The organism is Micromonospora sp. NPDC049900, assembly GCF_044461025.1.
GTDB lineage: Bacteria > Actinomycetota > Actinomycetes > Mycobacteriales > Micromonosporaceae > Micromonospora.
Genome location: NZ_JBITKM010000004.1, coordinates 446,800 through 463,212, shown reverse-complemented (window position 1 = coordinate 463,212; position 16,413 = coordinate 446,800). Strand labels below are relative to the sequence as shown.

Here is a 16,413-nt window from a genome sequence, read left to right as displayed (position 1 = left end):
GGCGGCGCGCGGGGCGGGGGGGGGGGGGGGGGGGGGGGGGGGGGGGGGGGGGGTGGTGGTTTCTGTTTTTTCTATCCCCCACCCCCCCCCAACCAAACACCCCCCCCCCCCCCCCCCACGTCGCTCGGCTCCGCCGAGTGTGGCCGGAGGTTGCGCGCGAAGCCTGCGTCGACCGCCGAGCGGGGACACGCGCCGCGTAACGCGGGCGTCGATCGGCGAGCGGGGGAGTTGCCGTGCGTCGTGCCGGCAGGCGGTCGGACGAACAGCATGACGCCGCTAGGACGAGCGGGCGAGTCGGCAGCGGGCGATGTCGGCGTCGCCCGACATACGGCGAACAGCGACAAGCGGTGTACCGCGCCGCCCGGCACCAGCGACAAGCGGTGTACCGCGCCGCCCGGTACCAGAGCGACAGGCGGCGTGCAGCGCCGAAACGCCGAGTAGCACCCAACGACGGGCGGGTACACAGCGACGGGCCCGGTCGCCTAGGTGGCGGCCGGGCCCGTTCGCGGACGGCTCAGAGAGTGCTGCCGTTGGTGCCGGACGACTTGCTGCGGGGGGTGGCGGACGTCGAGCTGGTCGCGCTCGACGAGCTGCTGCCCGCCGTCGCCGGAGTGCCGGCGAAGGTGTCGTCCGCCGGAGTCAGCCCGTGCTTGCCGTTGCTGTGCAGCTTCTCGCCCAGCTTGGAGTGGCCGAGCTTGTCCTTGCCCTCCTGGTAGAGGCGGTTGGCCTGGGCCTGCGCGACCCCGGCCGCCTCCTGCACCGTCGGGTGGTCGAGGACCTTGCGGCCCTGGACCATCAGCTCCTCGTACTTCTCACGGCCGGCACGGGCGCCCAGGACGAACCCCGCAGCCAGCCCGCCAAGGAACATGATCTTTCCGCGCATGGCGGCTCCTTTCGTACCTGGCGCGCTGTCTTCCGTACCCGGAGACCGGGTGACGGTCGATCGAACTCGCGCCTGCGTCATGTCGTCGGCAGTTATCTACCCATCCTCCTCTCCGCTCATACCTCCTTGGGCCGCGATGACGATTTATCCTCTTGCGTCCGGTTGGCGGTCCATCCGATGGATGGGTAACCCCCTAGCCCACGACCCCCCGGAATCCTGTACTCTTGTGCCGGTCGCGCGGCGCGGAGAGATCCGCACCGAGCGGTGGCACGGTCCCCCGTAGCTCAATTGGCAGAGCAGCCGGCTGTTAACCGGCAGGTTTTTGGTTCGAGTCCAAACGGGGGAGCTTCACCTTCTCGTCCCGACGCCCACCGGCAAGCCGGTGGGCGTTCGTCGTATCCAGGCCCGGTCCGCCGAAGGAAGGGTCCCCTGCTATGCACGAGGCGTTAGCAGGGGACCCTTCCTTACCTGCGATCACGCCCGGCCCACCCCGGGATCGGCTGACCCGGGCCTGCCCGCACGGCGGCGTCGGGCAGCGAAAACGGGGACACCGGAGCCGAAGATGATCACCTATGATCCTCGCTGTGCCCGCACCCCTCCCGCCGGTGACCTTCGACGTCGCGGCGGCATATCCGCAGGTCGCGACCGGTCGGGACGCTCTGGCGGCCGGTGACTGGCCGGCCCTGCGCGCGCTCGTCGACGCCCAGGACGCACACGGCCGGACCGTCCTGGTCGGCGAGATCGGCGACGCCCCCGACGCGGAGAGGTTCCTGCGCGAGGTGTTCGCCGAGCATCCGGAGGACCCGGTGGCCGGGGCGATGCTCGGCGCGCACCTGATCCGGGCCGGTTGGCGCATCCGCACCGCCCAACAGGCCCAGCATGTCAGCCGGAAACAGTTCGCCGACTTCTTCGACCACCTGCGCCGGGCCGAGCAGATCCTGATCGAGGTCACCGCCCGCCACCCGCAGGACGCGGCAGCCTGGACCCAGCGGATCACCAGCGGTCGGGGACTACAGGTCGGGCAGGCCGAGGCCCGTCGCCGGTACGACCGGTTGGCCGCCCACCATCCACACCACCTGCCCGCGCAGGCGTCGCTGCTCCAGCAGTTCTGCCCCAAGTGGAGCGGCACCTGGGAGAAGACCCACGCGTTCGCCCGCGAGTGCGCCGAGGCCGCCCCGCCCGGCGCCGCCAACGCGGTACTCGTCGTCGAGGCGTACCTGGAACAGGCCCTCGACCACGACCGGGTCGAGGCGGCGAGTCAGTTCCTGCGCGACCCGGCGGTGGCCGCCGGGATCCGGGCGGCGGCGGAACGCTCCGTCTGGCACCCCGACTACCGGGACGGCTGGGGTTGGGTGTGGGTACGCAGCACCTTCGCCCTCGCCTTCTGCCTGATGCAGGAGTGGCACCCGGCGGCGCGCGAGTTCGCCGCACTCGGCGGCTTCGGCGACGAGTCGATGTTCGGCTACCTCGGTGACGGGGCGACCGAGTTCCAGCGGCTGCGCGCGAAGGCGTACGCGAAGGCCGGTCGGCCGTGATCGCGCACCTGGACACCGACGGGGTCCCCACGCTACTCGCGCCCACCGGCGGGCCGATGCGGGCCGGGCTGACCTTCCGGGTCGGCACCGCCGACGAGACACTGGCCCGGCACGGCATCACCCACCTGCTCGAACATCTCGCGCTCGCCCCGCTCGGCAGCGCCGACTACCACTTCAACGGCGCCACCGGGCCGGTTTTCACCACCTTCCACATGCAGGGCTCCGAACACGACATCGCCGCCTTCCTCACCGCCGTCTGCGCCCACCTCACCGACCTGCCCACCGCACGGTTGGAGGTGGAGAAGGACATCCTGCGGACCGAATGGAGCACCCGGGGCAGCGCGGCCATCGACGACATCCCGCTCTGGCGGCACGGTGCCCGCGACTTCGGGCTGAGCAGCTACCCCGAGTGGGGACTCGCCGCGCTCACCGTCGACGACCTTCGCCAATGGGCGGCGCGCTGGTTCACCCGCGAGAACGCGGTGCTCTGGATCGCCGGTGACCGGGTCCCCGACGGGCTGACGCTCACGCTGCCCAGCGGCACCCGGCAGCCCGTACCGGCCGCGTCGTCGGCGCTGCCCGCCACCCCGGCGTACTTCGTGCGCGGCAACCAGGCCGTGGTGCTCGACGCGGTGGTGCGGCGCGGACCCGCCGCCGGTCTCTTCGCCGACGTGCTGGAACGCGAACTGTTCCGCGCGCTGCGCCAGGACGCCGGCCTGTCCTACACGATCGCCTGCGGCTACGAGCCGCGCGGCGACGGATACGCCGTCCTGCGCGCCCTCGCCGACGCGCTGGCCGAGAAACAGGACGCCGCCCTCGGCGGCTTGGTCGACGTGCTGGCCAAGCTCCGGGTCGGCCGGATCGAACAGACCGACCTCGACGCCGCCGTGGCCAAGCGCATCGAGATGCTGGCCACCGCCGAGGCCGACGCCGCCAGACTGACCGGGTACGCCTTCAACCTGCTCACCGGCGAGCCCAACCTCAGCCTCGACGAGCACCGCGCCGCGCTGACCGCCATGACGGTGGGCGACCTGCACCGGGTCGCCCAGGAGGTGCACGCCTCGACCCTGCTGATGGTGCCGGACGGCACCCGTGCCGACTGGGCCGGTTTCGTCGCCGCTCCCACCACCTCCGAGGCGATTCCCGCCGGCACCGCCCACCGCTCCCGCGACGACGACGGCCAGCTCCGCGTCGGCCCCGACGGCATCAGCTACCTCGGTGACGGCGGCCCGCTCACCGTCCGGTACGCCGACTGCGCCGCCATGCTCGTCTGGCCCGACGGCGCCCGCCAACTGATCGGCCACGACGCGATCGTGCTGCACGTCGAGCCGACCCTGTACGACCTGCGCCCACCCGGCCTGGCCGTGCTCGACACCGCCGTACCCGCCGACCGGCAGGTCGCCATGCCACCCCGCGACCCCCAGCAGATCCCACAACCCGGCGCGGTACGCGAGTACCGCGACCGCCGTGATGACGTCCCTCGCCCCCGGCGTGCCCGGAGGGAGACGTTGCTCCTGGTGCTCGGCGTCCTGGCCGTCCTCGGCCTCGGCGGCCGGGCCCTGCTGCTCACCGTCGACGTGGTCCTCGAACCCCCTGCCGAAAAGGCCGGCGGGCGGTGGGGTGCGGTCGTCCGGGGCTGGCTGCTCACTGTTATCCTCGCGTTGCCCATCGTGCTGTTGGCGCGGGGGCGACGCCGGTGAGAAGCGGCCACCGATGCTGGCCGGTGATCGACTGGGCGGGATAAGATCCGCGCGGTGCCGGGGCGGTAGCTCAGCCGGTTAGAGCAGGGGACTCATAATCCCTCGGTCACGGGTTCGAGTCCCGTCCGCCCCACCAACGTCACCTGGGGGCACGTCGTCCTTCTCGTTGATGCGGATCTCGGCGATGAAGGCTTCGATGGCGCGTTCGCGTTCGCCGGAAGTGCCATCGGTCATGACGTGGTCGAGGTGGGCGCGCAGCTCGATGGTGCACACTGGCCGCCGCCCTCGTCGCCGCGCTCACCGCCGCCCTGGCCGAGTCGGTCCGGCCCGGTCGACGGGGTCAGCGGGTGGTGCCGTACTCGCCGGTCGACCGGACGTGGGCGCGCACCCACGGCAGCCCCCGCAGCGCGGCGAGCGGGGCGGCCCCGAGGCTGAACAGGATCGAGCGAATCCGCCGTCCGCCGACGATCGCCAGGGCCGCGCAGCACAGCGCCGCGACCACGCAGAACGTCACCAGCCACCAGGCGTTGCGGAAGGCCAGCACCGCCAGCAGCGCCAGGGCGGCACCGCCCCAACCGGCCCGGACCCACCGCTGCGCCCTCGGCAGGTCGGCGGTGTGTCGGCGGACCGCGACCAGCACCCCGGCGGTCAGCACCAGCCAACCGAGGAACCAACCGACGCCGGTACGCCCCAACGGCACGAACGCGGCCACCCCCAGCGCCCCGGCCAGGACCGCCAGCGGGGTGGCCCGGTCCCGGGCCGGTGCGGGGCCGGGCCACGCCCGGTCCAGGAACGACGGTTGGAGTGGCCGGGACCGGAAGTCGTACGGCGAGCCGGGCACCCGGTAGTCGGGCGCGGGCGGCACGGGAACGCCGGGCAGCACCGCCGATGGTGCCGCACCGGGAGCTCGCTGGCCCGGCGCTGCCGTCTCCGGACTCCGCTGCGCTGGTGGTGATGCCGCCTTCGAGACCGGATCGGTCGGCGGTGAGGCCGGGGGAGTGGAGTCGACCGGGGTGGAGACCGTCGCGGCGGCCGGGGGCGGAGTCGCCAGGGCGGCCACCGCCGAGGTGCCCGGGGCGGTGGCGGCCGGGTCGTCGTCGGCCGCCACCAGCGGGAGGAAGATCGCGTAACCCCGGGTGCCGGGCGGCACGGTCACCGGGATGGCCCAGGCGGGCTGGTTGGCGGCGCCGGGCCAGACGATGGGCGACAACCCGTCGGTGGGCGGCAGGACCAGCAGCCGGGGTGGCGTTCCGGTGGGACCGGCGTCGGGTGGCACAGGGATGTCGCCGGGTTCCCCGGCCGGGGAACGCTCGGCGGGTGGCGGCTCGGACACCGCGCCCTCATCGATGGACGAATCGCTGTCACTCTAAGGGCGGTACACCTCTGCGCGTTGTCCCCTCGGCCCCGGATGCGGCGACCCGTCGGCCCACGCTCACTCGGGCGTGCCGGTGCCCCGGCCCCGGTCGTCCAGGACCAGCGGGGCGCGCCCACGTACGGCGTACCGGATGTGGGTGACCTCGGGGGTGGGCACCACCCGGGTGGGGGACATCTCGATCGCCTCGAAGTCGTCCAGGCCCAGGTCGGGGGTGAACAGGCGCAGACCGTCGCCGAGCACCACCGGCACCACGTGCAGCTCCAACTCGTCCAGCAGGCCGGCCCGCAGCACCTGGCGGACCAGGCTGCCTCCGCCGGCCACCGCCACGTCCCTGCCGCCGGCCGCCTCGCGGGCCCGTGCCACGGCGGCGGCCACCCCGTCGGTGACGTAGGTGAAGCTGGTGCCGCCCTGGCGCAGCAGCGTCGGGCGGGGCCGGTGGGTCACCACGAACACCGGGGCCCGGAACGGCGGCTCGTCGCCCCACGGCACCTCACCGCCGTCGGCCATCCGCCGCCCCATCACGTACGCGCCGGCCGCGCCGAACGACTCGGCGACGATCTCCGAGTTGACGTCGTGCTCGCCACCGGCGAATCCCTGCCGTTCGCGCCACGACGACGCGGCGGTGACCCAGCGGGTGACCCGGAAGAAGCCGTGGCTCTCCGCCGAGTGCATCCAGTCGCCGGTCCCGTCGTGTCGTGGGCCGGCGTAGCAGCCGTCCAGCGACACCGACAGTTGCGCGGTCACCTTGCTCATCTCCGTACCTCCGCTGTCTGCGGCGGGCACCCGCCGCTCACCGGTGGATCGGAGCCGGACCGGCCACTTCTACCGGTCCCCGTTGTGTCCTGGGTCACTCTCGCAGCGGGCGGCGCGGCGCAGCAGGTGCCGCCGTTCGGCGTCGTTCCCGGCGAGGTCGGCGGCCCGCCGCCAGGCCACCGTCGCGGCGCTCCGGTCGCCGGCCAGTTCCAGCAGGTGGGCGCGGACCGCGTGCCGGCGGTGGTGGTCGGCGAGTGGCCCCGACTCCACCTCGGTCAGCAGTGCCAGCCCGGCCTCGGGCCCGTGCACCATGCCCACCGCCACCGCCCGGTTCAGCGTCGCCACCGGGTTGGGTGCCAGCCGGTCCAGCACCTCGTAGAGGCCGAGGACCTGCGGCCAGTCGGTCTCCTCGGTGCGCGGTGCCTCGGCGTGTACGGCGGCGATGGCGGCCTGCACCTGGTACGGACCCGGTGGCGAGGTGGCGAGACTGTTCGCGACCAGCGCGCAGCCCTCGGCGATCGCCGCCCGGTCCCACCGCCGGCGGTCCTGTTCGGCCAGCGGCACCAGGTCCCCGTCCGGGTCGACCCGCGCCGCCGCCCGTGCCTCGGTCAGCAGCATCAGGGCGAGCAGTCCGGCGGTCTCCCCGTCGTCGGGCAGCCGCTCGTGCAACCGGCGGGTCAGCCGCAGCGCCTGCCGGGTCAGGTCGGCCCGGCGCAGCTCGGGGCCGCTGCTGGCGCTGTACCCCTCGTTGAACAGCAGGTACAGCACCTGCCGGACCACGGCCAACCGGCGGCCCTGTTCGGCTGCCGGGGGCGGGGCGAACCGTGCGCCCGCGTCGCGCAGTCGCTGTTTGGCCCGCACGATCCGCTGCCCCATGGTCTTCTCCGGCACCAGGAAGGCGGCGGCCACCTCGGCGGTGGTGAGCCCGCCCACCGCCCGCAGGGTGAGCGCGAGCTGCGCCGGTGCGGGCAGCGCCGGGTGGCAGCAGAGCAGGAACAGCTCCAGCAGGTCGTCGCGGGCAGGTGCGGCGGCGTCCGGTGGCGGCGCGACGAGCGCGTCCCGTGGCAGGGCGTCGTGGGCGGTCCGTTCCCGGCGGGTCCGGGCCGCCTCGGCGCGGACCTGGTCGACGTACCGGCGGGCGGCCACGGTGTGCAGCCAGCCCGACGGATGCTCCGGTACGCCCTCGCGCGGCCACGCCTCGACGGCCGCGACCAGCGCCTCCTGCACCGCGTCCTCGGCGGTGGCGAAGTCGCCGTAGCGGCGTACCAGGGTCCCCAGCACCTGCGGGACGAGCCGGCGCAGCAGGTCGGCGGTGGCCTCGTCCAGGCTCAGTTCCCGGCCCCGTCCTGGGTCATCAGCGGCCAGACCTCCAGGCCGCCGCCGATTCCGGTGCCCATCCGCAGTCCCGGGTACGAGCGGGCGATCTCCAGCGCACGCTGCTCGCTGTCCACGTCGACCACGAAGTACGACCCGACGTACTCCTTGGCCTCCAGGTACGGCCCGTCGGTGACGACCGGCGCGGCGTCGACCATGCGTACCGCCCGGGGGCGGACCTCAAGGCCCTGCGAGTCGACCAGTTCACCGGAGTCGCGCAGCGCCTGGTTGAAGGCGTCCACCTCGCCGATCAGCGTGGCCAGGTCGCCGTCCGGCAGGCTGCCCCAGACCTCTTCGTTTCCGTAGATCAACATCAGGTACTTCATGTGGCATCCTCATAATGATCGATATGTCCGTAAATAGACAGGACGACGAGTGCTCTCCTGACGCACTGTTGTAGCAGGTGGAGAGGCTGCGGACGGCGGGCCACGTCCGACGAGGCCACCCCATCGACCGGGCGGATGCCCGCCCTTCCCCGACAGCGCCGTCGCCACCGTCATCACACCGGACCACCGGACCGGGCATCCGCCCGCTCCGGCCGTCGCCGTACCTCCCGTCGGGCCGACGGGGCAACCCGCCGGTCACCGCGATCGAGCCAGGAAGGCGCCGCCATGGCCGTTCCCACCGTCACCGCCGCCCTCAACGCGAGCAGCTACGCCCCCGGTGCGCAGATGCTGCTCACCGTCACCTACGGCGACCCGGACACCAAGACGCTCACCGTCACCGTCGTGGTCACCGACGCGCAGGGCAACAGCAGCGCGCCGGCCAAGGTCACCGCCGTCATCGACCCGCTCACCGTCACCGTCACCGACGACTCGGGCCGCACCTGGACACGGGTGTCGGACAACGGCACGGTGGCCGTGTACCGGGCGGTGGCGTGATGGCCCGGGTCACCGTCACCGTGCGCGACTCCACCGGGCAGACCGCCAACGCCGCCGTCGACTACGCGATCACGCCGCCGGTGCTCGGCGGCTACTACCTGTCCGGGAACGCCGACCCGACCGCCGACATGGCCGGGGGGAACTTCCGGTCGCTGACCCAGTACCGCAGTTTCGCCGACAGCTACGTCTTCCCCGGCTACAACCGCCCGTGGCTGGTCACCCTCGGTCGGGGCGGGATCCAGATCAACATGGTGCTGGAGCTCAAGCACTACGGGGCGGCCGACACCGGGGCGCAGACCTTCACCGTCGACGGGGTGCGCTACGTCGTACCCGCTCCGGCGATGACCATCCAACAGCGTCCCGGCGCGGTCTGGCCGAAGGCGTACGGCTACGGCCAGGTGCTCGCCGGGCAGTGCGACGGACTCTTCGCCCGGGCGCTGTCGCAGTACCGCACGATGGGGTTCGGGGTGAACATCCAGCTCGCCTCCGAGCTGGACACCGACCACGAGTTCGGCACCACCGAGTCCGGCCGGGCGTACACCTGGGCGGAGTCGGACGCCCGCGCGGTGCAGGCGATGACGTACATCGTGAACTGGTTCCGGGCCAAGGCGCTGCCGCAGAACACCACCTTCTCGGTCGGTCTCGGCGGCTTCGACCGGCCCTGCTTCCAGCGCACCCACCCGGAGTCGCTGATGTCGCGGCTGGACTTCCTCCAGTGGAACGTCTACGCCACCAGCGCCTCGCACACGGCCCTGGACCGGTTCCGCCGGACCAAGGACTGGGCCGTGGCCGACCTCGGCCCGGTGGCGCTGTCCCGTCCGGTGCTCATCGCCGAGTGGGGCGTACGCGTCGCCGAGATCCCCGACCAGCCGGCCTGGATCGCCACCGTGCCGGCCGCCATCGCCCGGCTGAACGCCGAGCGCGGTCCGATCATCGCCCGCACCAACTACTTCAACTCCGGCTGGGGCACGCTCAGCCCGAAGGCACCCGGACTTGCCGCCCTGCGGGCCGCGTACGCCCGTCCCCCGTACGCCTGACCGTCACCGGGTCATGCGCACCTCCCGGTACGGAGACGCGCACGCCGGGTCGGAAGGTTAACGGACCGCACCGCGACTTGACAGCGACGCCCCTCCGGTTGCATGGTTAGTTACATGAGTAGTGAACCGGCCAACCAGGGCGGCAGGCCAGGGTGGCGGACGTGATGGAGGACGGTCGACCGATCTTTCTCCAGATAGCGGAGCTGCTGGAGAACTCGATCCTGGACGGGACGCTGGCCGAGGAGGAGCAGGTGCCGTCCACGAACGAGCTGGCGGCCTTCCACCGGATCAACCCGGCGACCGCCGCCAAAGGGGTCAACAAGCTCGTCGACGACGGAACGCTCTACAAGAAACGAGGGATCGGGATGTTCGTCTCCTCCGGCGCCCGCGCCAAGCTGCGCGGTCGACGCCGTGACGAGTTCGCCCGGCAGTACGTGCAACCGCTGGTCGCCGAGGCACGCAAGCTCGGCATCGGCCCGGCGGAACTCAAGAGCATGATCGACACCTGGGAGGGGGAGCGATGAGCCCCGTCGTCACCGTCACCGACCTGACCAAGAAGTACCGCGGCGTCACGGCGCTGGACCGGGTCAGTTTCTCGCTTGCCGGGAACCGGATCTACGGCCTGCTGGGACGCAACGGCGCCGGCAAGACCACCCTGATGCAGATCCTCACCGCCCAGAACTTCGCCAGCTCCGGCGAGGTTTCGGTCTTCGGGCAGCACCCGTACGAGAACGAGAGTGTGCTGTCCCGCGTCTCCTTCATCAAGGAGAGCCAGACCTACCCGTCGAACCTCCAGGTGCGGCACGTGCTGCGGGCCGCCAGCCTGGTCCACCCCGGGTGGGACGAGCAGTTCGCGCAGCGGTTGACGGCGGACTTCCGGCTGCCGCCACGACGCAACGTCCGCAAGCTCTCCCGGGGCATGCTCTCCACGCTGGGCATCATCGTCGGGCTGGCCTCGCGGGCGCCGCTGGCCTTCTTCGACGAGCCGTACCTCGGTCTGGACGCGGTGGCCCGGCAGATCTTCTACGACCGGCTGCTGGCCGACTACACCGAACACCCCCGCACCATCGTGCTGTCGACCCACCTCATCGACGAGGTCAGCGACCTGATCGAGCACGTGCTGCTGATCGACGCCGGGCGGCTGCTGCTGGACGAGGAGTCGGAGGCGCTGCGCGGCCACGTGCTCATCGTCTCCGGCCCGGTCGCGGCGGTGGACGAGTTCACGCGTACCGCCACCGAGCTGCACCGGGTGCTGCTGGCCGGCACGGCCCGTGTCACCGTACGTGGTGACTTCGGCCCGGCCGAGCGGGAACGGGCCCGGTCCCTGGGCCTGACCCTGGAGGCGTCGTCGTTGCAGGACACCGTCGTGCGTCTGACCACCTCGGCCGGCGGGCAGGCCGTCGGTGCCACCGGCAAGGAGGCCGTCCGATGAACCGTGTCCTGACGGTCCCCCGGTTGCAGTTCGTCGCCTGGCCCAGCGTGGTCGGCTGGCCCTGGGCGATCCTCTCCCTCAGCTTCCTCATCAACCTGGCCTTCTTCGCCTCCATGGACGGGCGGGACATCGAGCAGACCACCGGTGGCCTGGCCAGCATCTACGTGATGATGTTCATCGCCTGCATCAACGTGATCACCCAGGACTTCCCGTTCGCGATCGGGCTGGGCATCTCGCGTCGCAGCTTCTACCTCGGCAACGTGTTCTCCTTCGGTGCCCAGGCGGTCGTCTACGCGGGGCTGCTCTACCTGCTCGCCGTCATCGAGGAGGCGACCGGAGGCTGGGGCGTCGGCCTGACCTTCTTCGGCATCCCGTTCCTCTGGGTGGAGAACCCGGTGCTGCGGTTCCTCGGCTTCGCGATCCCGTTCCTGCTGCTCGGGTTCCTGGGGATCGCCATCGCCCTGGTGTTCAAGCGGTGGGGCGTCAACGGCATGCTCACCCTGAGCACCGCGACGCTGGTCGTGATCGGCGGGGCAGTGGTCCTGGCGACCTGGCGCGGCTGGTGGTCGGCGATCGGTGACTGGTTCGCCGACCAGTCGAACGCCGCCCTGCTGGTGGGCTGGCCGGCGTTGTTCACGCTGCCGCTCGCGGTCGCCAGCTATCTGATCATCCGGCGCGCGACCCCCTGACCGTCGACCCGCCGGTGACGACGCCCGACGCGGTTGATCGGGCGGAACGGGGGCGGCCCCTCCCGACACGACATCGGGAGGGGCCGCTGCGGTCGGTCCCGGTCAGCGCCAGGTGTCGGTCAGCGTGACCGATCCGGCGGTGGCGGTGCGGTTGGCGCCCGACTCCCAGACCACCTGGCCCGAGTCGGTGCGCTTGACGTACTTGTAGGAGAACGCGGTGCCGGCCGGCAGGTTCAGCCCGCCGGTCCAGACCGGGTAGGCGGTCGGTGACAGCCGGACCCCCTTGGTCGGGTCCCAGCCGCCGAGCGCGGGCAGGTCGCCGACGACGTAGACGTTCTGGCCGAGTGTGGTGGTGGCGGTGGCCCGGAAGGAGACCGTGGTGGCGGCCGGCGGGGTCGTGCCCGGCTGGTTCCAGGTGGCGGTCAGGGCGCTGCCGGCGGTGCCGGTGCGGTTGGGGTCGTTCTCCCACTGCACCGAGCCGTTGCCGACCTTGACCAGCTTCCACTCGAACGCGGTGCCCGCCGGCACCGACACCGAGCCGGTCCAGGTCGGGTAGCTGCCCGAGGTGGTGGACAGCTTCACCCCGTTCGCCGGGTTCCAGGAGCCGAGCGCCGGGATCGAGCCGACGACGTACACCTCCTGGCCGAGGTCGGTGGAGACGGTGGCGGTGAACCGGGTCGACCCGGCCGGGACCGACGGGCTCGCGGTCGGGGTCGGTGAGCCGGTCGGGGAGACCGTCGGGGTCGGCGTGGCACCGTCCAGACGGGCCTCGACGTGCAGGGCGACCGCCTGGTCGGCGGCGATCGACGCGGTGAAGGCACCACCGGAGACGGTCACCGCACCGCCCGGGCAGGCCCCGGTGGACCGGTCGTACGCGCCCCGACCGACGTTGCAGTAGCGGCCGTCCGGCAGCGAGGTGGCGAAGCTGCGGCTCCAGGCGCTGTTGGTGGCGTTGAAGGCGGCGTACCCCCGGTTGCCCCGGGCGAAGGCCAACCGCCCGTTGCCGTCGGTGACCACCGACCCGATGCCGGTCCCGGCGACCGCGTTGCGGAAGCCCGGCATGCCCGCCACTCCCGGGTTGCGGTGCTCGCAGATCCAGGCGCTGCCGGTGCAGTCGGCGGCCAGCGTGGTGCCGTTGGACGTGCTGGGCGGTCCCTGCCCGTGCACCGAGCCGAACGCGTAGCTCGACATGAGCTGGGGCCGACCGTACGGGTGGGCCATCATGAACGTGTCCGCCAGGTAGTAGCGGGCACCGCTCTTGTAGGTCAGCGTCGGGTTCTCGCGCTGGGTGTCGTGGTTGTCGACGAAGACGACCGCCTGTGCGGCGGTGAGCCCGCCGTAGTTCGGCAGGTTGCCCAACTGGGCGATGGTGCCGTCGCGGAACGCCGAGGAGACGGCGCGCTGGTAGTCGAAGTTGGTCACCCCGCCGTACGGCGCGTACGCGGTGTAGGGGATCGTGCCGTCGCCGTACACCTCGTGGAACAGGTCCGGCCGACCGCCGAAGCCGGGCACGTCCCGCAACCGGTTGATGATGTCGCCCAGGTGTGCCTCCTGGACGTGCTTGGCGGCGTCCACCCGGAAACCGGCCACCCCCAGGTCGATCACCGCGTTCATGTACTTGGCGATCTTGCGGCGTACCTCGGGGTCGGCGGTGTTCAGGTCGGCCAGGTCGAGCAGCTCGCAGTCCTGGACCTCCTGCTTGTTGCCCCAGTTGCTGATCCGCCGGTAGCAGGGCGCGAAGTCGCCGTAGCCGTAGCTGTCGCCGGAGCCGTCGTTGAACAGGTTGGGGTAGCTGTACTTGCCGTAGACGGTGCCGGCGCTGCCCGGACCGCTGCCCGCCGAACCGGTGCCGCTCATGTGGTTGAGCACCATGTCCACATAGATCTTCACGCCCTGGGCGCGGCAGCGCTGGACCATGTCGACGAACTCGGCCTTGGTGCCGCGCCGGGTCGAGTCCAGCCGGTACGACACCGGCTGGTAGTCCTGCCACCACGGGTACGTGGCGCCTTCGGCGCTGGGCAGCACCACGTGTTCCTGCGGCGGGGAGACCTGTACACCGCCCCAGCCCTGGGGGCCGAGGGTGCTCTCGCACTCCTGCGCGACGGAGTCCCACCGCCACTGGAACAGGTGGACGATCGCGTCGCCGTTGGCGCGTACCTCGGCGGCGCTGGCCGGCGCGGTGCCGGCGGCGACGACGGTGAGACCGGCCGCGACCAGTGTCGCGGCCAGGGCCGCGGGTATCGCGGCGCGGGGACGGGGGATTCGCACGGGCCCTCCTCGGGGGACGGTCAGGCAGACGTGGTGACAGCAAGGCTTCCTGCAAGTTATGCAAGAAGTTGCGGTGATGGCGTGACCGTAACAGTGACGTCGATCCTTGGGAACCTCTGATTCACGCGTCGACCCCAACTGCGAGCAGCCTCTTGCGGAAGGCTGAAAACGCTGCAAGAATTTGCGTCCACCTCGGCCGGAACAGCCGGTGACTCACACCCGAGGGCGACGTCCGTCCGTGCCGAAACGCAGATAGGCCAGCACCGCCAGCACCGCGCACACCGCCTGGACGGCGACCCAACCCCAGCCCGGCCGGACCGGCCCGAGCAGGGCCACCAGGGTCGGCGTCGCGAACAGCAGCACGTCGGTACCGTTGAGCAGCCACAGCACCGGGCCGGGCGAGAAGGCACCCATCGGGGTGACGACCAGCGGAAGGGAGTGGTCGATCCGACCCGCCTGCGCCCGCCGGACGGCCATCATCGCGGCCGTCGGGCCGAACGCCAACCCGAGCGCCCACCAGGGTCCCGGCGGCAGGTCACCGAGCCACCCCAGCACTGCCACGGCCAGTCCGGACCAGGCCGTGGCCAGCACCGTCGGCACGACCAGCCGGATCGCGACCGCCCGCCGGCCGGTCAGCCCGAGCAGCCGCAGCAGCGCCGGATGGGCCGCGTCGCGGCGCAGCGCGTCGAGGGTGACCCCGGCGGTGGTGACCGCCCCCAGCACCAGGGCGGTCGCCGGCAGCCAGCCGGCACCGGCGGCGAGCAACGCCGGCAGTGGAGTCGCCAGGGCCAGCCAGCCCAGCCGCCAACCGCGTCGGCGCAGGACCAGCAGGTCCTGTTGCAGCGGCACCAGGCGGCCGAACCGGGGACGCAGCGGCCGGGAGCGCAGGGCCCGCCGCCGCCAGTACCGTCGCTCGCGCAGGTCGGCGAGGAACGACGGCTCGACGGCGTACGCGGCGTCCAGGTACGTGCCGACGGTCAGCGACGGCTCGTGCAGCCGGACGTCGGGCAGGCGCGCCAGGTCGCGGACGGCCACGGCGGTGAGGCCCGCGACGAGGAGCAGGACGCCGAGGGTGAGGGGGAGCGGCGGCGCGTCGACGCCGGGCAGCGTCGGCATCGGTCGTACCCGGGTGAGCAGCACCGTCGCGCCCAGCGCCACCAGTAGCGCCGGCAGCGTGGCGTCCAACACCCGGGCGTACCCCGGCCGTCGCTGCGCGGCCGTCGCGAGCAGTGCCAGGAGCGCACCGGCGGCCGTACCCAGGGCGAGCCAACCGGCCAGGGCGGACCCGGCGACCGGGCGGGCCGCCAGGCGGGCGGCGCCGGCCAACGCCAGCAACGCGCCGATGACCGCACCGACCGCCAGCGCCCGCACCAGCGCCGGCAGCAGCAGACCGCGCCGGGGCACCGGCGCCGGCAGCAGCCAGGTCAGCTCACCGCGTCCCAGGACCAACGGGCCTGTCTGACGCAACAGCAGCAACAGGCCGACGGCACCCGCACCCAGCAGCACCAGCACGACGAGCCGGTCCGGCGGGGCCGCCCCCGCCGCCGGCCACATCGCCGACCCGACCCCCGGACCGAACAGTCCGAACGCCATCGCCACCGTCAGCACCAGCAGGTACGCGCTCTCCAACGAGAGTGAGGGGGCGCGTTCGGCCCGCTGCCGGCGCACCCAGCGGCGCAGCCGGCGGGCGGTCGGCGGCACCGGCTCCCGGCGGGTCGGCGCCTCGGCCACCCGCGTCATGTGCCCGCGTCGGGCGTCGGTGAGCATGCGCCCGCGTCGGGCGTCGGTGACCATGCGCCCGCGTCGGGCGTCGGTGACCCGGTGTGCAGCCGGAGGACCGGACAGTCGAGGGCGGCGACGAAGACCGGATCGTGACTGGCGAACAGCAGGCTCCCACCGGCGGCCAGGTGGTCGCCGAGCAGCCCGGCCACCACCGGCCGGATCGCCGCGTCCAGCCGCTGTTCCGGCTCGTCCAGCACCAGCAGCTCCGCCGGACGGGCCAGGGCGGCGGCCAGCAGCAGCCGTTGCCGCTCGCCCGAGGAGAGTCGGTCCGGGGTGCCGTCGCCGAGGTCGCGCAGGCCCAACACGGACAGCAGCTCATCCACCCGACCGTCGGCCGGATCGTCGCCACCGGCCAACCGGACCAGCTCCACGTGCTCCCGGACGGTCAGTCCGGCGTACCAACTGGGCTGCTCGACGGTGGCCACCACCCGGCGCCAGAACGCGGCCGAGCCGTCCGGCGCGGCCCCGAAGACCCGGACCCGGCCCGCGGTCGGGTCGGTCAGGCCGGTGACGCAGCGCAACACGGTGGACTTGCCCGCACCGTTCTCGCCGACCAGGCAGAGCGCGCCGCCCGCCGGCAGGTCGAAGTCGACGTCCCGCACCACGGTCACGCTGCCGAACGTGACGTGCAGGTCCGCTACGGCAACGACCGGTTCACCCACCGCACCACCCTAGATCGGGTGCACAAGTCGGGCGGTACGGCG

General features: G+C 72.6%; 15 protein-coding genes and 2 tRNA genes. 9 read left to right on the top strand and 8 right to left on the bottom strand.

What is annotated here, in order from left to right; translation table 11 throughout:
- Window positions 1-514 precede the first annotated feature (514 nt).
- Complete coding sequence (locus tag ACIBMZ_RS13750) at window positions 515-883, bottom strand: hypothetical protein (RefSeq protein WP_396693427.1); 369 nt, start codon at window positions 881-883, stop codon at window positions 515-517.
- Between the two features lie 273 nt (window positions 884-1,156).
- Between ACIBMZ_RS13750 and ACIBMZ_RS13745 the strand changes: the two genes are divergently transcribed.
- The 4 genes from ACIBMZ_RS13745 to ACIBMZ_RS13730 all read left to right on the top strand — a co-directional run bounded on the left by ACIBMZ_RS13745 (window position 1,157) and on the right by ACIBMZ_RS13730 (window position 4,254).
- Window positions 1,157-1,229: transfer RNA gene (locus tag ACIBMZ_RS13745), tRNA-Asn, on the top strand.
- Between the two features lie 238 nt (window positions 1,230-1,467).
- Window positions 1,468-2,418 carry a tetratricopeptide repeat protein gene (locus tag ACIBMZ_RS13740; protein ID WP_396693425.1) on the top strand — a complete coding sequence of 317 codons (951 nt, stop codon included), beginning with the start codon at window positions 1,468-1,470 and terminating at the stop codon, window positions 2,416-2,418.
- Window positions 2,415-4,118 carry a M16 family metallopeptidase gene (locus ACIBMZ_RS13735; RefSeq protein ID WP_396693423.1) on the top strand — a complete coding sequence of 568 codons (1,704 nt, stop codon included), beginning with the start codon at window positions 2,415-2,417 and terminating at the stop codon, window positions 4,116-4,118. The genes ACIBMZ_RS13740 and ACIBMZ_RS13735 overlap by 4 nt, the downstream gene beginning before the upstream one ends.
- 59 nt (window positions 4,119-4,177) lie before the next feature.
- Window positions 4,178-4,254 (top strand) — tRNA-Ile (locus ACIBMZ_RS13730).
- A gap of 204 nt (window positions 4,255-4,458) precedes the next feature.
- Here the strand turns inward: ACIBMZ_RS13730 and ACIBMZ_RS13725 are convergent.
- The 4 genes from ACIBMZ_RS13725 to ACIBMZ_RS13710 all read right to left on the bottom strand — a co-directional run bounded on the left by ACIBMZ_RS13725 (window position 4,459) and on the right by ACIBMZ_RS13710 (window position 7,946).
- A complete protein-coding gene (locus ACIBMZ_RS13725; RefSeq protein WP_396693421.1) occupies window positions 4,459-5,451 on the bottom strand; it encodes a DUF4153 domain-containing protein in 993 nt (330 codons plus the stop codon).
- Window positions 5,452-5,550: 99 nt separating this feature from the next.
- Window positions 5,551-6,246 (bottom strand): dihydrofolate reductase family protein, encoded by a 696-nt coding sequence (locus ACIBMZ_RS13720; RefSeq protein ID WP_396693419.1) that lies wholly within the window; start codon window positions 6,244-6,246, stop codon window positions 5,551-5,553.
- A 69-nt stretch (window positions 6,247-6,315) separates the two neighbouring features.
- Entirely contained in the window at window positions 6,316-7,572 is a 1,257-nt protein-coding gene (locus ACIBMZ_RS13715; RefSeq protein WP_396693545.1) for an RNA polymerase sigma factor, read from the bottom strand.
- Window positions 7,573-7,574: 2 nt separating this feature from the next.
- Window positions 7,575-7,946 (bottom strand): YciI family protein, encoded by a 372-nt coding sequence (locus tag ACIBMZ_RS13710; protein WP_396693417.1) that lies wholly within the window; start codon window positions 7,944-7,946, stop codon window positions 7,575-7,577.
- A 285-nt stretch (window positions 7,947-8,231) separates the two neighbouring features.
- Between ACIBMZ_RS13710 and ACIBMZ_RS13705 the strand changes: the two genes are divergently transcribed.
- The 5 genes from ACIBMZ_RS13705 to ACIBMZ_RS13685 all read left to right on the top strand — a co-directional run bounded on the left by ACIBMZ_RS13705 (window position 8,232) and on the right by ACIBMZ_RS13685 (window position 11,659).
- Window positions 8,232-8,501 (top strand): hypothetical protein, encoded by a 270-nt coding sequence (locus ACIBMZ_RS13705; RefSeq protein WP_396693415.1) that lies wholly within the window; start codon window positions 8,232-8,234, stop codon window positions 8,499-8,501.
- Entirely contained in the window at window positions 8,501-9,538 is a 1,038-nt protein-coding gene (locus tag ACIBMZ_RS13700; RefSeq protein ID WP_396693414.1) for a hypothetical protein, read from the top strand. Before ACIBMZ_RS13705 ends, ACIBMZ_RS13700 begins: the two co-directional genes overlap by 1 nt.
- A 164-nt stretch (window positions 9,539-9,702) precedes the next feature.
- The gene (locus ACIBMZ_RS13695; protein WP_396693543.1) at window positions 9,703-10,062 is read left to right on the top strand and encodes a GntR family transcriptional regulator; all 360 of its coding nucleotides are present in this window, start codon (window positions 9,703-9,705) and stop codon (window positions 10,060-10,062) included.
- The gene (locus tag ACIBMZ_RS13690) at window positions 10,059-10,970 is read left to right on the top strand and encodes an ABC transporter ATP-binding protein (protein WP_396693412.1); all 912 of its coding nucleotides are present in this window, start codon (window positions 10,059-10,061) and stop codon (window positions 10,968-10,970) included. Before ACIBMZ_RS13695 ends, ACIBMZ_RS13690 begins: the two co-directional genes overlap by 4 nt.
- On the top strand, window positions 10,967-11,659 hold the full coding sequence (locus ACIBMZ_RS13685; protein WP_396693410.1) for an ABC transporter permease: 693 nt from the start codon (window positions 10,967-10,969) through the stop codon (window positions 11,657-11,659). The genes ACIBMZ_RS13690 and ACIBMZ_RS13685 overlap by 4 nt, the downstream gene beginning before the upstream one ends.
- 102 nt (window positions 11,660-11,761) lie before the next feature.
- Here the strand turns inward: ACIBMZ_RS13685 and ACIBMZ_RS13680 are convergent, their stop codons facing one another.
- The 3 genes from ACIBMZ_RS13680 to ACIBMZ_RS13670 all read right to left on the bottom strand — a co-directional run bounded on the left by ACIBMZ_RS13680 (window position 11,762) and on the right by ACIBMZ_RS13670 (window position 16,371).
- Entirely contained in the window at window positions 11,762-13,927 is a 2,166-nt protein-coding gene (locus ACIBMZ_RS13680; protein WP_396693408.1) for a carbohydrate-binding module family 20 domain-containing protein, read from the bottom strand.
- 213 nt (window positions 13,928-14,140) lie between these two features.
- Window positions 14,141-15,721 carry a DUF6297 family protein gene (locus ACIBMZ_RS13675; protein WP_396693407.1) on the bottom strand — a complete coding sequence of 527 codons (1,581 nt, stop codon included), beginning with the start codon at window positions 15,719-15,721 and terminating at the stop codon, window positions 14,141-14,143.
- Window positions 15,664-16,371 (bottom strand): ATP-binding cassette domain-containing protein, encoded by a 708-nt coding sequence (locus ACIBMZ_RS13670; protein ID WP_396693405.1) that lies wholly within the window; start codon window positions 16,369-16,371, stop codon window positions 15,664-15,666. The genes ACIBMZ_RS13675 and ACIBMZ_RS13670 overlap by 58 nt, the downstream gene beginning before the upstream one ends.
- Window positions 16,372-16,413: the final 42 nt, after the last annotated feature.

Excerpts from the sequence above, each read along its gene's own strand:
- ACIBMZ_RS13705 (WP_396693415.1), top strand. The coding sequence starts at position 8,232 with ATGGCCGTTCCCACCGTCACCGCCGCCCTCAACGCGAGCAGCTACGCC.
- ACIBMZ_RS13750 (WP_396693427.1), bottom strand. The coding sequence starts at position 883 with ATGCGCGGAAAGATCATGTTCCTTGGCGGGCTGGCTGCGGGGTTCGTC.
- ACIBMZ_RS13675 (WP_396693407.1), bottom strand. The coding sequence starts at position 15,721 with ATGGTCACCGACGCCCGACGCGGGCGCATGCTCACCGACGCCCGACGC.
- ACIBMZ_RS13695 (WP_396693543.1), top strand. The coding sequence starts at position 9,703 with ATGGAGGACGGTCGACCGATCTTTCTCCAGATAGCGGAGCTGCTGGAG.
- ACIBMZ_RS13720 (WP_396693419.1), bottom strand. The coding sequence starts at position 6,246 with ATGAGCAAGGTGACCGCGCAACTGTCGGTGTCGCTGGACGGCTGCTAC.
- ACIBMZ_RS13700 (WP_396693414.1), top strand. The coding sequence starts at position 8,501 with ATGGCCCGGGTCACCGTCACCGTGCGCGACTCCACCGGGCAGACCGCC.
- ACIBMZ_RS13710 (WP_396693417.1), bottom strand. The coding sequence starts at position 7,946 with ATGAAGTACCTGATGTTGATCTACGGAAACGAAGAGGTCTGGGGCAGC.
- ACIBMZ_RS13685 (WP_396693410.1), top strand. The coding sequence starts at position 10,967 with ATGAACCGTGTCCTGACGGTCCCCCGGTTGCAGTTCGTCGCCTGGCCC.
- ACIBMZ_RS13690 (WP_396693412.1), top strand. The coding sequence starts at position 10,059 with ATGAGCCCCGTCGTCACCGTCACCGACCTGACCAAGAAGTACCGCGGC.